The sequence below is a fragment of the Oceanobacter kriegii DSM 6294 genome, from assembly GCF_000422845.1.
In the GTDB taxonomy this organism is placed as follows: Bacteria; Pseudomonadota; Gammaproteobacteria; order Pseudomonadales; family Oceanobacteraceae; genus Oceanobacter; species Oceanobacter kriegii.
Genome location: NZ_AUGV01000018.1, coordinates 1 through 13,360 on the forward strand (window position 1 = coordinate 1; position 13,360 = coordinate 13,360).

Genomic DNA, 13,360 nt, shown 5'->3' on the forward strand with positions numbered 1-13,360 from the left:
TCACATAAGTTGGATGGATCACTCTAACCTTGTGTCCTAATGCTTTGATTGAGCGTCCCCAGTAGTGAGCTCCTGAGCAAGCTTCCATCGCGACCAGTGCAGTTGGTTGCTGCCGTAAGAAATCCAACAGCTGATGTCGCTTGAGCTTTTTGCTGATCAGCTTCTTTCCTGTTGAGCTATTTACATGAACCTGAAAAACCTGTTTGGCCAAATCAATGCCGATCGTATTAAGCTTGGTCATGTGACCCTCCCACTTACTCTGGATGCCGAATTGATGTAGGTGCAACTTCATCATGGCACATGCTTAGGGTGGGACGGGTCCATTTCATTTCCCGGACAAATTCCCACCTTAAAACAGATACACCAACGGCCCACTCTCCCGGATAGCTTATTCCCTACCCAAAACAGATTCGCCACCAGCCAGCGCCCGAGGGTGGTGCAATACCCGGGTGCGTCGGCCGGTGGCGAAACCCTGCTGTGGTGTTATGCCACCGGTTATTCAGCGATTTTCTCGTACTTGCTGATCAGGTCGTTGGCTTTCTGGTACAGCTGTTTACCGTCGAAGCCTTCGTCATCCATTTCCTCAATCCAGTGGTCGGTTACGGGCTGCATCACTTGTTTCCAGCGAGCAACTTCGGCCTCCGACAGTTGGTTGATGACGTTGCCGTTGGCCACCATGGTCTTGCGGTTACGCACTTCGGCGTCGTCCCACACCTGACCAATCCAGCCGGCGGTTTCAATGCCGGAGTTGTTATCGATCACCCGTTGCAGGTCTTTTGGCAGCTTGTCGTAGCTGTCCTTGTTCATGGCGAACACAAAGAACTGGGTGTACAGGCCCGGTTTGGAAGTGATCTCGGTGGCGTACTGGGTCATTTCATGGATTTTCAGCGGCGTCACCACTTCATAAGCCAGCAAGGCAGAGTCCACCACGCCTTTGGAAATGGCAGATGGCAGCGTCGGCACCGGCAGGAAAACCGGTGATGCTCCCGCCAGCTCCAGCGCTTCAGCCATCAATTTGTTAGGGGCACGAACTTTCAGGCCCGCCATGTCTTCCAGTTTGGTTACGGGTTTGTCGCGTAACAGAATAGAACCGGCATAGTGGGTATGCAGCGCCAGCAGATGAACGTCTTTCAGCTCGTCTTGCATTTCCTCCTCGGCGTATTGCTGCAAAGCCATGCTGCTGACCCGGCCAGAGGTCGCCATAAACGGCAGTTCAAACACACCGGCTTTGGGGAAACGGCCCGGCGTGTAACCCCCCACGGTCCAGACAATATCGGCAACGCCTTTGCGTGCTTGGTCGAACAGCTGCGGTGGCTTGCCACCCAGTTGCATGGACGGGTAAATATCAATCTTGATACGGCCGTTAGATTCCTTCATCACCTTTTCGGCCCATGGCTCAAGGAAGTTGCTATGGGCGTTAGACGCCGGTGGCGACATATGGTGAAGCTTCAGGGTAACTTCCGGTTCTGCTGCCAGAGCATGGGACGCCATGCCCAGCGACAGGGCGACTGCGACGGATTTGGCCAGAGCCGAGGCTCGCGGCGGCAGGACTGCCATCATGGTTTTTATCTTCATACCTTTGCCTTTTTATAGTTATTGCGCTTGGTTGACAGGTTTATTGTTATTACGAGCAGTGCCGGGCGGATCAGAGATCCAGCACCAGCAAAGGGGATGCTGACCGAGAGCAACAAGGCGTGATCCACTGATTGGAAGCCTGCTCTTCTTCGGTCAAATAAAGATCACGGTGTTCGGGCTGACCATCGACCACCCGGGTCATGCAGGAACCACAAATGCCCTTGCCACACGACACTGGCACGTCGACCCCCGCTTCCATCAAAACTGCGGCAATGGATTGGTCTGCCGCAATCTCGAATTCCTGACCGCTGCTGTGCAGCCGCACGGTAAATGCCGCTTCATCAGAGGTTGTTTCAACGGCCGGGGCATCAAAGTATTCGCGGTGCAGGTTGCTGTGGTTCCAGCCCATGGTGTCGGCGGTTTGCCAGATGGCGTCCATATACCCCACCGGGCCACAGGCAAACAGATGGGTATTCGGCTGCGGACGCACCAGCAACCGGGCCATATCGACCCGACCACCGTCGTTGGCAATGTACAGATGCACACGCTCGACAAAGGGCGACTGCTGCAACTCGCGGATAAACGCTGCCTCCGCCAGTGACCGCACGCTGTAATGAAGCTCGAACGAGCGGCCCTGCTGGTGCAGTTGCCAGGCCATCGACAACACCGGCGTAATGCCAATGCCGCCGCCCATCAGAATCGAGTGACTGGCACCGTCGACCAGCGCAAACAGATTGCGTGGTGGGCTGATTTGCAGCCGGGTGCCCACTTGCCACTGGGCATGAATGGCACGGGAACCGCCCTGGCCGTCGTCTTCCCGTTGCACGCCAATGCGGTAGCCTTGCGCTCCCGGTTGGGCACAAAGGGAATACTGCCGAATCAGGTTATCGCCGTTATCCACAGCAATATGTACATCAATATGATCCCCCGCATTGGCGGCGGGTAACGGCTTGCCGTCGAGAGTCACCAGCTCGTAACTGGTGACCCGGGCGGATTGCTGCTCAAGAGCACGGATTTCAACGTCGATCAGATCGCTCATGGCCAGCTCCCGTTACGACACGTTGCGGCGCTGGGCATCGGAGGCAATCACGTCAGCGTGCTGCTCTTCTGCTAACAGGCGGTCGATGATGCGACGGGACTGTACGCCACCGGCGTCAATGTTCAACTTCAGCAATTCCCGCTCTGGCCACTGCAGCAGGTTGGCTTGCTGGCGTTCCAGCATTTCGAGGTCTTCACCAAAAATCTTGCCCTGCCCCTCACGGATGCTGGCGGTCAGCTCGGCATCGTCGGCCTTGAAGTTGCGGGCCATGCCCCAGAAATACCAGTGGGAGGTTTCGGTTTCCGGGGTAATAAAATCGACCACCACGCTGGAAGCGCGGTCTTTCTGGTCGGCGTTGATACCGCCTTTGCCTGCCAGTGCGACACCCACGTCGATCATGACGTGGCTTGGTGGCGTAAACCGGCAGATCTGCCAGCGGTCCACGCTGGCTTCGGGGTCGAGGTCGTTGGCACGCATGGCCATTTGCCAGAATGGCGGTGCCTTGATGCCTTCCATTTCGCGCAGGGTCAGTACCTGTTCACCATCCACTTTGGTTTCCGGCGCCGCTTCGTCAATTTCCTTTTGGCCAATGGAGGTGGAGTGCACGTAGGTTTCGTGGGTCAGGTCCATCAGGTTGTCGATCATCAGCTTGTAGTCACAGTGGATGTGGTACAATCCGCCGCCATAGGCCCACTCGTCGCTTTCCGCCCATTCGTAGTGGTGCATTTTAGCCGGGTCTGCGAGGGCTTTTTCGCCCGGCCACACCCAGATAAACCCGTAACGTTCGATCACCGCGTACGACTTCACACACGGGAAAGCACGTACCCGCTGCAATGGCATGCTGGCGGCCTTGCCGTCGCTGCCCATCGCCAGACCGTGGTAACCACACACCAGCTTGCCGTCTTCCACATAGCCCAACGACAGCGGCGCACCACGGTGGGGGCAGAAGTCTTCTACCGCTACTGCGGTGCCGGTTTCGTCGCGGTAAAAGGCCATCTTTTCGCCACAAATGGTGCGGCCCAACGGCTTGGATTCAATTTCGTCCGGGGTACAGGCAACGTACCAGGCATTCTTGATAAACATGGTGACCTCTCTTGTTGTTATTGTCGGCGCTTGTCTCTGCTCGCCAATTGGATCCAATTAGATAGAAAATATGGATCCAGATCAGCAAAATTTGGTTTTATTGGCTCAATTGGATCCATTTTAGGTATTTTTTGGGATCCAAAAACATTCAAAACCGCGCCATACAGGCAATTTTTGAGCGGCTGACATACAATCGGGATCCAATAACAACAACGCTGACCCAAGGACTTCCATCGTCATGGCTTCTACCGGCAAACAGGTACTGGTTACCCTGCGCAAACAAATTGCCGACGGCATTCTCAAAGGTGGCCAACGGCTGGCCGAGATCCCCACCGCCGAGTCGCTGGGCGTCTCGCGGATGCCGGTGCGCATTGCCTTCAAGGAGCTGGAGCAGGAAGGCTTTCTGATCAAAACTGGCCGTGGCTATACCGTGCGGGAAACCTCCCATGAAGAGATCACCGGCGCGATTGAAGTCCGTGGGGTGCTGGAAGGTTTGGCCGCACGACAAGCGGTGGAACGCGGATTGGATCCAAACGTGCTGCCAACGCTCAGCCAGTGCCTGAAAGACGGCGATGCGCTGTTTGCCAAAGGCTACCTGACCGACGAAGACTTCGAGACCTACCACGACGTTAACTGCCTGTTTCATGAGACCCTGATCAAGGCCAGCCACAACCCGGCCATTGAAGCAGCGCTGGCCCGCAATCAGCACCTGCCGTTTGCATCCGTCACCGCCCTGGCGGTCGACCCCGGCAAGCCGGAACGGGAATTTCGCCGTTTCTACTACGCCCACTTGCAGCATCATGCGGTGGTGGATGCCCTCGCCCGAGGCCAGGGCGCACGCGCCGAAGGCCTGATGCGAGAGCACGCCAACGCCACCCTGGGCTATGCCAACGAATACGCAGCCGACGACTCCGATGGCGAACAAAGCAAGCTGATTCGCCGCTAAGCGTTCGGCGGCTTAAGGACCCTCTGAATAACTCGGTGCCCGCTCTGGATGACAGGGCGAAGCTGAATCACGAAGCTGGTTTGCAGGCTTGACGGGTCAAGTCAAAAATCAGCGACACAGAGTCAGCAATGCCCTGGTATCCCCGCAGGGCGCGGCCTGCAGCCCGCCAGAACGGTGTTGGCGAATTTGGAAAGGGCCAGCCATTCCGCTGCATTCGCCGCCTTGTTCTGACAACCTGCAGGACTCGCGCAGAGCTGTGCAGAGTTATTCAGAGGGTCCTTAACCGTTTTGCAGCGCCAGCAAGCCAATCCCGGTGGTCATGGGGGCGTAATAAAAGCGATGCACCTCTTCAACCTGAGCCGCCATGGCACCGCGCATCACCAACCACATGATGACTTCGCCACCTTCTGCACCGGCGGCCGTCATCACCTCCTTGTGCGATAAATCGGCCAGCGCTTCGGGCTCGGTCTGGATTCGTTGCATCCATTGCTGATCCCACTGCTCGTTGATAAAGCCAAAGCGTTCGCCGTTAAGCTGATGGGATAAACCTCCGGTGCCGACAATCGCGACCCGCAAATCCTCGGGCCAGCTTTCTATCGCCCGCTTCAGGGCTTGTCCCAGCTTGTAACAGCGGCGACCACTGGGCAGCGGATGCTGGATCACGTTCACCAGCAAGGGCACCACCTTCACCGGCCAGTCGTTGTCACTGTGCTGCCACAACAGCGGCATAGCGGTTAAAAAGCCGTGATCGAGTGCCATTTCCTGACACAGGGTCAGATCAAACTCATCGGCCACCAGCTGATTGGCCAGATGACGTGAAAACGCGGCGTGACCTTCAAACTCGGGCAATGGCCGTTTGCCATAGCCTTCATCGGCAATCTGGTAACGGTCTGCGACACCCAGCGCGAAGGTGGGATAGCGGTCCAGAAAGAACTCGGTGCCGTGGTCGTTGTAAACCAGAATCACCACATCCGCCTTGACCTCTTCGGCCAGCCATTGCTTCACCGGCTGGTAACCATCGAACAGAGGCTGCCAGGCGGGATCGGTTTGCTTGTGCTGGTCGTAGGCGCGACCAATGGAAGGAACATGGGAGGAGCCGATACCGGCAACGATTTTGGCCATTACACCGCCCCCGCAACACGCCGGGTTTGCATGAATGCCTCGTAGCTTTCGCCACGCATTTCGGCACCAATCTGATACAACCCATAGCCCAGAGTGGCCGCCAGCTTGAGGAAGAAAAACAGGTTGCCGCCCAGTTGGGTCAAGCGCAGCCAGTCGCGCTGGCGAATGGCGTCTTTTTGTGCCTCGGTCAATTGGTAAGCCGTCATATAGGCTTCTTCATCGGCCAGATACAGGTCCCGATTTGCCTGTGTTTTTAACGAGTTACACATTTTGTTAATGGCATATCCCTGCTGCGACAATGCCAGATCGAAGACATAGGTGCCCGGGATACCCCAATGGGTATCCGTGGTGATATCGGTCATGTGGTTATTCTCCGGGTGGAAATTGCGCGCTTACAAAACGAAGCGGGCCTTGCGTTCGCTGATGCGCCATTCGCCATTTTCGAGCACACATGCGTCCTCGAACTCACCAATCTTCAGCACAGGCTGCTCGTCCGGGCCATCCGCCGCGGTGTCCTTGGCGTACAGCTGCACATAGCTGTGCACCGTGGCTGAGTTGGCACTGTGGATATCGACCCGCATATTGCTGCAAATATGACGGGTAACCCGGCTAGCAGGACGGCTTTCGTAGGCATCAACAATGGCCTTATGGCCTTGCAGTGGGACCGAATTACCAGGCCGATAGAGGCTTCCTTGCTGACTGAAACAACGGGCAAAGCGATCGAACTGACGGCTGTCGACGAAATGCACGGCATCCAGCACCACGCGGATACAGGCGCTTTCTATCTGTTGATGGAACTCTGTCATGGCAAATGTCCTGCAGCTTGATAGCGGCTTACGTGGTTATTGTTATAGTGATTTTTATGGCGGCTTCAGTGATGACTCGTGAGCCAGTCGGCCAGCACCTGATTCACCGCTGCCGGTTGTTCCATGGTGCTCATATGGCCACTGTGCTCAATCACCGCCAGTTCTGCCGTGGGGCACAATTGCGCCATGTCCTGATGACGCGCCAGCGGGCTCCAGCTGTCCTCCCGGCCACACATCAACAAGGTTGGGCAAGTCAGCTGTTGCAATACCTGCGTGGCATCCGGACGGTTTAACAAAGTATGGATCTGGGCGGCAAAAATGGCCGGGGTTTTGGCCTCAATCATGGCCAGAATCAACTCAATAAATTCCGGCTGATCCAGCCGCTCGGGGTGCACCATTCCCTGCACCCATTTCTCCCCAACTGCGCGCATTCCCTGGCTTTGCGCCAGCCCCAGCAGCGCCATACGCCCCGCCCGTTCCTGCTCTCCGGCGCTGCCTTCAGACCGCGCCTGATAACCGGTGTCCAGCAGCACCAGATGGCTTACCCGTTCGGGTGCCAAACGAGCAACTTCCAGCGCTACCCGGCCGCCCATCGAATGCCCGACCAGCACAAACTCTTCTGGACTGGTTGCCAGCACCTGCTGCGCCATCGCCTCAATGCTGTCCAGTTCGCCGTAATCGGCAACCAGACAACGGCTATCGGGGAACGCGTTCAGCTGCTCGCTCCAGACCGTTTGGTCACACAGCAAGCCGGGCAGGAAAACCAGATTGGCAGGCATATCAGCTCCAGCATCAATGGTTGTTATTCAGCGTCAGCCAACGGCTTCAGGAAGCCGCGGTATGACGCTGCTTGGCAGGATATGGCATCATGCTATCTAATCCTTTTTGCAATAAAAAATGCAGAATCGAGCAGTCTGTAATCTCGATTTGGAAAAAATAGCAACACAGTGGAGGCGCAACCATGGATACCCTGACCAACCTGAAAACCTTTCTGGCCGTCTCCAACCATGGCAATTTCACCGCCGCCGCCCGCAGTCTGCATGTGGTGCCTTCGGTGGTCGCCAAACGCATTGCCCAGCTGGAAAACACCCTCGGTAACCGGCTCTTCGACCGCACTACCCGCACGCTGGAATTAACCGATGCCGGCAGTCGTTTGCTGCCTTCTGCACGCCAGTGTCTGGCGGAATTTGAGGCGCTGCTGCAACACGCCAGCACCGACGACAGCAAGCTGGAAGGTCACTTACGGTTGATGCTACCGACCACCATATCCATGGCCGCCCTGTCTCGTTCGATCACCCGTTTCATGGCGACCCATCCGGGCATTACGGTGGAAACCCTGATGAGTGATCGTTCGGTCAGTCCGTTGGAAGAAAACATCGATGTGATGATCAGCGGCCGACTGGCGCACTACGACGGCGTGGTTCAGCTGCCGCTGGCACCAACCATGGTCGGCCTGTACGGCTCGCCGGAATATCTGGCCCAGCGAGGTTCGCCCAAGCACCCCGCCGATCTGGTCGACCACGATTGTCTGGTGTTCAGCCCGCAGGGCAACACCTGGGCGTTTGAATCCAGTAAGGGGCCGGTCTATGTGGATGTGCAACCGCGACTCAGCAGCGACGATAACTACACCCTCACATTAGGAGCCCAGCAAGGTTTGGGGCTGGCTATTTTACCCGCCTACATTGCTCGTGCCGGACTGCAAGACGGCAGCCTGATTGCGTTGATGACAGACATACCACCGCAAGACCGCTGGTATCGGGCGCACGTTCCCAAACGCAATGAGAAACTGGCCCGGGTGCGGGCCTTGTGTGAATGGATCAGAGAGGATATCGAGGCGCTGAACAGTGGCCAGGACCGTCAGGCCCAAAGTGCCCAAAGTTCCTAAAGGGCCTGACGGTGTTTTCAGCTCGGTCTTTAAACAGCTACTTCAGCAAAACAGATGGCAACCAGAGCGACAGCTCGGGAATAAAGGCAATCAGCAACATGCTGACGGCCATCGCCATAAGGAACGGGATCATGGCTTTGAACAGTGGCATCATCTTCAGATCCGCCGACACCATGGCGATGTACAGTCCCGGACCCACCGGCGGTGTAACCAGCCCCACCAATGTCGCCAGACTGATCACCACACCAAAGTGAATCGGGTTAATGCCAAAGCCGATGGCCGCCGGCAAAATGATCGGCACCAGCACAATCATCACGGCGATGCTTTCGAGGAACATGCCCAGCACGATCACCAGCAGGTAAACCAGCATCAGGAACACCCAGGGCGACGAGGTCAGGCCGGCAATCCACTCCACCATCATGTCGGGGATACCTTCGAATGACAGCGCCCAACCCAATACCGAGGCCATGGCGATCAGGCCGGTAATGGTCGCGGTGCTGGTCGCTACCGAGGCAAACACCGCACCGAGGTCTTTCAGCTCAATGGTCTTGTAAACCTTCCAGCCCATCACGAAAGCCATCACGGAGGCAATCGCACCGGCTTCGGTGGGCGTCATTACGCCACTGATGATGCAGAGAATCACGGTGACCGGAATCGCACCCGGCAGCAGCCCATCCAACAAGTCCTTGCGGACATTGCGATGGGCCATGCCCTCGCCTTTCGGCAAGCCCTTGATCACACCGGTAAGGAAAATCACGCTGGCAAAACCGGCCACCACCACCAGACCCGGCACGATACCGGCAATAAACAGGTCGGAAATCGGCTGATAAGCCACCACGCCGTAAATAATCATCAGCATGGATGGCGGAATAATCGGGCCCAGCAGGCCACCGGAAATGGTCACCGCCGCGGCGAATTCCTTGTTGTAGCCCTTCTTCACCATCGACGGAATCATCAGCTGGCTCATCACTGCAATCTGGGCGGTGGCAGAGCCCAGGATCGACGCAGCCATGGCGTTGGTGGTGAGGTTCACGTACGCCATACCACCGCGAAAGCCACCCACGAACACATCAGCGGCGTTCATCAAACGGGAGGTCAGGCCGCCCTTGTTCATCAACTCGCCCACCAGCATAAACAGCGGGATGGCCAGCAAACCATTCTGACTCAGAGAGCCATACAGCTGGATCGGCAGCGAGCTGATCAGCATGGTCAGGTCGGTCTGAAACAGAAATACCAGCGTCCCTAACAGCAGTACGATAAAGATCGGCAGGCCCGCCAGCAGGGCAATAAAAAACGCAGAAACCGTCGCCATCAGGAAGCCTCCTGTGCGGTAGCCGGTGCAGCGGCAGGCTCGGAGGCCAGTTCGCTGTCGGCGGGAATGATCACTCGCACAGCCTGATGGATGGTCATGCAATAAATAGAGAACACCAGCACCGAGTAGTTGTACCAAAGCGGAATACTGGTGGTGGCAGATACCTCACCGCGCACTTCCGGACGGCTGATCCATTCGCTGGCGTACCAGCTGAGAATGCCAAAACACACCAGTCCGACCAGATCCAGTGCCCGCACCAGCCACACCCGGCTTTCCGGCGGGAATGCCAGCATCAGAATATCCACCCGCACCAGTTTGCCCAGATGCACCAGATAGCTGACGCCCATAAAGGAAATCATGATCAGCAGCTGTACCGAGACTTCTTCAGCCCAAAACAGCGGCGCATTGAAAAAATACCGCAGGATCACCTGGGCACAGAGAATCAGGGTCATTGAGCCGGTTAACAGGATCATCACACCCCGTTCGAGCCAACCCAGCCCGCTGTCCAGCTTGTTGATTAACGCCAGCATAGCTACCTCACTTCGTTGATTGCTGGCTACCGGAGCACGGCAGCCAGCAATCACATCGGGCTGTTACTTGTTTTCTTCGTAGAAGGCTTTGATGTCAGCATTCTCGTTGGTGTACTTCTCAACGATGTTGCTCATCAGCGGCTGCAGCACAGACTGATCGAACCGGGTAACAGTCACTCCGGCTTGCTTGAGCGCTTCCAGATTGGAAAGCTCTGCGGCTTCCTGTTGCTTGAAGCCCCACTGTTCGGCGTCCTTGAAGGCAGCCATCACGGTCGCGCGTTTGTCATCGCTCAAACCGTCCCACCATTTCTTCGAGGCCACCACAATGCCAGGGAAAGCCATGTGGTTGGTAAGCGTCAGCACCGGCGCTTGCTGGTACATTTTCAAACCCACCACCACATCAAGGTCGACATCAACAGCGTCGAGCAGGTTGGTGGTCAGTGCCGGGGACACTTCCGACAGCGGCATGGCCGTTGGTGCCGCATCGAGGCCCTGCCACCAGTCGTTGAATACCTTGTTCGGGAACGAACGGACTTTCTTGTTGGCAAAATCGGCAACGGTGTTCATTGGTTGGGTCGAAATCACATGACGCATGCCCGCCAGGGTGTAACCGAGGCCCACCAGTTTGTCTTGCTCCAGCTTTTTCAGCATCAGCTGAGCCTGCTCTTTCTGGGTCGCTGCGGCCGCATCGGCAACGTCGTCAAACAGTCCCGGCAGGAACCAGCCAGAAATGGATTCTTCACGGTTCGACAGCACACCAGCGGTCAGTACCGCCAGCTGGATACCACCGGATTGCAGCAGATCGATCATCTGTTGCTCGCCGCCCAGTTTCGACAGCGGGAAAATCATGATTTTGGTTTTGCCGCCGGTCGCGTCCTTCAGGTTGTCATTGAAGTGGGCGGAGGTTTTGTTCCAGATGTGGCTTGGCGGCGTCACCATGCCCATTCGCAGGGTTTCTGCCTGGGCAGTCACGCTGGTCATGGCAGCAGAGCCAATGATGCCAAGCGACAGCAGGGTATGAGTGAAAGCTCGTGGTAATGCGCTGAGACGGAGTGTCAGGTTCATGGGGTAGCCCTTTGCACGTAATTGTTGTTTTTGATTGCGCTGTTCTTTTGCCGCTCTTCTGGCCTGAATACTGGCCGGAAGAGCAGCAGCGCCAGCTCACTCTGGCGCGGGTCTGACGGGGTGGCCATGTGTGGCCGTTATTACTTGTGTGGCCGTTACTTAATGGTCAGCTCGATATCGCCAAGCTTGTCGATCGATCCGGTGATCACATCACCAGCGACCACTGGGCCAACACCTTCCGGCGTACCGGTGTAAATCAGATCGCCTGGCTGCAAGTGGTAAAACTGCGACAGGTGAGCAATCACTTCACGGACGTTCCAGATCAGCAGGCTCAAAGTGGAAGACTGCTTCACTTCGCCGCCGACTTTCAGTTCGATCTTGCCGTCTTCGATCACGCCCACCTCTTCCTTACGGACGATAGGGGCCAATACCGCAGACTCTTCGAAGTTCTTGCCCAGATCCCATGGACGACCGGTTTCACGTGCCTTCAGCTGCAAGTCACGACGGGTCATATCAAGACCACAGGCATAGCCGTAAACGAGGTCGTCGGCATCCGCTTCGGCGACGTTGAAGCCTTCCTTACCGATCGCTACCACAAACTCCATCTCGTAGTGGTAGTTGGCGGTTTTGGCCGGGTAGGCGATGGTGGCACCGGTTTCAACCAGCGCACTGGCGTCTTTCAGGAAGTAGAACGGCTCCTGGGTGGTTTTATCCACCGCCACGCCCATCTCGGCGGCGTGGGCCAGATAGTTACGGCCAACACAGAAAATACGGTTTACCGGGAAGCGTTCTTCAATGCCTTTGACGGGCGCGCTGACAACCGGCTTGGCTGGAAACAACAGGGAATCGGTCATGCTGGATATCTCCTTTGCTGGCGGCTGAAGGCTCTGGCGTCAGCCACCACAGTGATTATTTACGGGGTTCGAATTAAAAAATGCCGAGGTATTGGTGCAGCGGCTCTTCATCGGCGGTCATGATGAACAGCGGCTCACTGCCAGAGGCATTACTGAGGGTGATGTCGGTGTAACCCGGTGCCGCCAGCGTGTCTTTTTCAACAAACACCAGCGGCTCTCCAGCACTGGATGGATGACCTTCAACGGTCATGCTGCCTGCCCCTTCAATGATGTGGAACACCACCGGCGTGGTACGTTTGGGCAGTTGCACGGTTTCACCCGGACGCAACATCAGGGCACCAAAGCCAATGCTCGGGAACAGGCTGCGGCCGGTTTCCGGATTGACGTAACGGGTGCTCAGCAACCCCTCGGCGTAGTCGTTGGCCATTTCCACCAGACAGGCACGGGTCTTCGACCATGGGTAACGCATCATCGGCGTATCGGTGCTGCCGCGTTGCATGTTCACATTCGGCACTACCCCGGCAGCGCTGTAGTCGGAATAGGACTTGTCACGCTTGGCTTTGGCGGTTTGCAGTTCACCCTCAATGGCCCAGGAGCTGTTGAGGCGATACATCAGTGGCAGGTCGAGCACGTCCAGCCAGACGATCGGGCCATCACCTTCGTGATGGTGTTCGTGCCACTTGCCGGACGGCGTCAGGATCAGATCGCCACGTTCCATCTTGCAGGGCTCGCCATCGACCGTGGTATAGGCACCCTCGCCTTCCACAATTACACGTACGGCGTTGGGGGTGTGGCGATGGTTGGGCGCGGTTTCGTTCGGCAGAATCAGCTGCATACCGAGGTAAATGCTCGGGGTCGCCTGAATGTTGTCGAGGCCGTGACCCGGGTTGGCCAGAATCAGCACCCGCCGCTCGGCTTTTTCCATCGGTGTCAGGTCACCGGCTTGCATCAACAGCGGCCGCAGACTTTCGTAATCCCAGTTAATTACCGAGGTATCCCGGGTTGGCACATGGGGCGGCAACACCGAGCGCATGGATGGCCATAGCGGCACCAGATTGCGCTCGGTCAGCGCTTCGCGGTATTCAAGTGGCAAGTCTTCCAGCTTTCCGAGTTCTTGCATGGGTCAGTCCTCGTTCGGGAGCT

The 13,360-nt window shown here is 56.9% G+C and carries 14 protein-coding genes and 1 pseudogene; 2 read left to right on the forward strand and 13 right to left on the reverse strand.

Annotated elements, in window-relative coordinates; translation table 11 throughout:
* From G516_RS0110175 to G516_RS0110190, 4 genes and pseudogenes are all read right to left on the reverse strand, one after another.
* Positions 1-241, reverse strand: a pseudogene (locus G516_RS0110175) (IS110 family transposase); the annotation flags it as partial.
* Positions 242-495: 254 nt separating this feature from the next.
* Positions 496-1,575 carry a TRAP transporter substrate-binding protein gene (locus tag G516_RS0110180; RefSeq protein ID WP_245582649.1) on the reverse strand — a complete coding sequence of 360 codons (1,080 nt, stop codon included), beginning with the start codon at positions 1,573-1,575 and terminating at the stop codon, positions 496-498.
* 70 nt (positions 1,576-1,645) lie between these two features.
* Positions 1,646-2,614 (reverse strand): PDR/VanB family oxidoreductase, encoded by a 969-nt coding sequence (locus G516_RS0110185; RefSeq protein ID WP_211225094.1) that lies wholly within the window; start codon positions 2,612-2,614, stop codon positions 1,646-1,648.
* Between the two features lie 12 nt (positions 2,615-2,626).
* A complete protein-coding gene (locus G516_RS0110190; RefSeq protein WP_028293565.1) occupies positions 2,627-3,697 on the reverse strand; it encodes an aromatic ring-hydroxylating oxygenase subunit alpha in 1,071 nt (356 codons plus the stop codon).
* 238 nt (positions 3,698-3,935) lie between these two features.
* Here G516_RS0110190 and G516_RS0110195 point away from each other — a divergent pair, with 238 nt between their 5' ends.
* Positions 3,936-4,643, forward strand: a complete 708-nt coding sequence (locus G516_RS0110195; RefSeq protein WP_028293566.1) for a GntR family transcriptional regulator — start codon at positions 3,936-3,938, stop codon at positions 4,641-4,643.
* Positions 4,644-4,922: 279 nt separating this feature from the next.
* Here the strand turns inward: G516_RS0110195 and G516_RS21965 are convergent, their stop codons facing one another.
* The 4 genes from G516_RS21965 to G516_RS0110215 form a co-directional block, all read right to left on the reverse strand.
* Complete coding sequence (locus tag G516_RS21965) at positions 4,923-5,765, reverse strand: class III extradiol dioxygenase family protein (protein ID WP_036535791.1); 843 nt, start codon at positions 5,763-5,765, stop codon at positions 4,923-4,925.
* Positions 5,765-6,127, reverse strand: coding sequence for a protocatechuate 3,4-dioxygenase (locus G516_RS0110205; RefSeq protein WP_028293567.1), 363 nt, complete (start codon positions 6,125-6,127; stop codon positions 5,765-5,767). The genes G516_RS21965 and G516_RS0110205 overlap by 1 nt, the downstream gene beginning before the upstream one ends.
* A gap of 30 nt (positions 6,128-6,157) precedes the next feature.
* Positions 6,158-6,571, reverse strand: coding sequence for a nuclear transport factor 2 family protein (locus tag G516_RS0110210; RefSeq protein WP_028293568.1), 414 nt, complete (start codon positions 6,569-6,571; stop codon positions 6,158-6,160).
* Positions 6,572-6,636: 65 nt separating this feature from the next.
* Positions 6,637-7,350, reverse strand: coding sequence for an alpha/beta fold hydrolase (locus G516_RS0110215; RefSeq protein ID WP_028293569.1), 714 nt, complete (start codon positions 7,348-7,350; stop codon positions 6,637-6,639).
* 182 nt (positions 7,351-7,532) lie between these two features.
* Here G516_RS0110215 and G516_RS21970 point away from each other — a divergent pair, with 182 nt between their 5' ends.
* Positions 7,533-8,456, forward strand: coding sequence for a LysR family transcriptional regulator (locus G516_RS21970; protein ID WP_051219230.1), 924 nt, complete (start codon positions 7,533-7,535; stop codon positions 8,454-8,456).
* A 37-nt stretch (positions 8,457-8,493) separates the two neighbouring features.
* Here the strand turns inward: G516_RS21970 and G516_RS0110225 are convergent, their stop codons facing one another.
* The 5 genes from G516_RS0110225 to G516_RS0110245 form a co-directional block, all read right to left on the reverse strand.
* Entirely contained in the window at positions 8,494-9,768 is a 1,275-nt protein-coding gene (locus tag G516_RS0110225; RefSeq protein WP_028293570.1) for a TRAP transporter large permease, read from the reverse strand.
* The gene (locus G516_RS0110230; RefSeq protein ID WP_028293571.1) at positions 9,768-10,298 is read right to left on the reverse strand and encodes a TRAP transporter small permease; all 531 of its coding nucleotides are present in this window, start codon (positions 10,296-10,298) and stop codon (positions 9,768-9,770) included. The genes G516_RS0110225 and G516_RS0110230 overlap by 1 nt, the downstream gene beginning before the upstream one ends.
* A 63-nt stretch (positions 10,299-10,361) precedes the next feature.
* Positions 10,362-11,363, reverse strand: coding sequence for a TRAP transporter substrate-binding protein (locus tag G516_RS0110235; protein ID WP_084644991.1), 1,002 nt, complete (start codon positions 11,361-11,363; stop codon positions 10,362-10,364).
* A 155-nt stretch (positions 11,364-11,518) separates the two neighbouring features.
* The gene (locus tag G516_RS0110240; protein ID WP_028293573.1) at positions 11,519-12,217 is read right to left on the reverse strand and encodes a fumarylacetoacetate hydrolase family protein; all 699 of its coding nucleotides are present in this window, start codon (positions 12,215-12,217) and stop codon (positions 11,519-11,521) included.
* Positions 12,218-12,290: 73 nt separating this feature from the next.
* Positions 12,291-13,337, reverse strand: a complete 1,047-nt coding sequence (locus tag G516_RS0110245; RefSeq protein ID WP_028293574.1) for a cupin domain-containing protein — start codon at positions 13,335-13,337, stop codon at positions 12,291-12,293.
* Positions 13,338-13,360 lie beyond the last annotated feature (23 nt).

Excerpts from the sequence above, each read along its gene's own strand:
- G516_RS0110180 (WP_245582649.1), bottom strand. The coding sequence starts at position 1,575 with ATGAAGATAAAAACCATGATGGCAGTCCTGCCGCCGCGAGCCTCGGCT.
- G516_RS0110185 (WP_211225094.1), bottom strand. The coding sequence starts at position 2,614 with ATGAGCGATCTGATCGACGTTGAAATCCGTGCTCTTGAGCAGCAATCC.
- G516_RS0110190 (WP_028293565.1), bottom strand. The coding sequence starts at position 3,697 with ATGTTTATCAAGAATGCCTGGTACGTTGCCTGTACCCCGGACGAAATT.
- G516_RS0110195 (WP_028293566.1), top strand. The coding sequence starts at position 3,936 with ATGGCTTCTACCGGCAAACAGGTACTGGTTACCCTGCGCAAACAAATT.
- G516_RS21965 (WP_036535791.1), bottom strand. The coding sequence starts at position 5,765 with ATGGCCAAAATCGTTGCCGGTATCGGCTCCTCCCATGTTCCTTCCATT.
- G516_RS0110205 (WP_028293567.1), bottom strand. The coding sequence starts at position 6,127 with ATGACCGATATCACCACGGATACCCATTGGGGTATCCCGGGCACCTAT.
- G516_RS0110210 (WP_028293568.1), bottom strand. The coding sequence starts at position 6,571 with ATGACAGAGTTCCATCAACAGATAGAAAGCGCCTGTATCCGCGTGGTG.
- G516_RS0110215 (WP_028293569.1), bottom strand. The coding sequence starts at position 7,350 with ATGCCTGCCAATCTGGTTTTCCTGCCCGGCTTGCTGTGTGACCAAACG.
- G516_RS21970 (WP_051219230.1), top strand. The coding sequence starts at position 7,533 with ATGGATACCCTGACCAACCTGAAAACCTTTCTGGCCGTCTCCAACCAT.
- G516_RS0110225 (WP_028293570.1), bottom strand. The coding sequence starts at position 9,768 with ATGGCGACGGTTTCTGCGTTTTTTATTGCCCTGCTGGCGGGCCTGCCG.
- G516_RS0110230 (WP_028293571.1), bottom strand. The coding sequence starts at position 10,298 with ATGCTGGCGTTAATCAACAAGCTGGACAGCGGGCTGGGTTGGCTCGAA.
- G516_RS0110235 (WP_084644991.1), bottom strand. The coding sequence starts at position 11,363 with ATGAACCTGACACTCCGTCTCAGCGCATTACCACGAGCTTTCACTCAT.
- G516_RS0110240 (WP_028293573.1), bottom strand. The coding sequence starts at position 12,217 with ATGACCGATTCCCTGTTGTTTCCAGCCAAGCCGGTTGTCAGCGCGCCC.
- G516_RS0110245 (WP_028293574.1), bottom strand. The coding sequence starts at position 13,337 with ATGCAAGAACTCGGAAAGCTGGAAGACTTGCCACTTGAATACCGCGAA.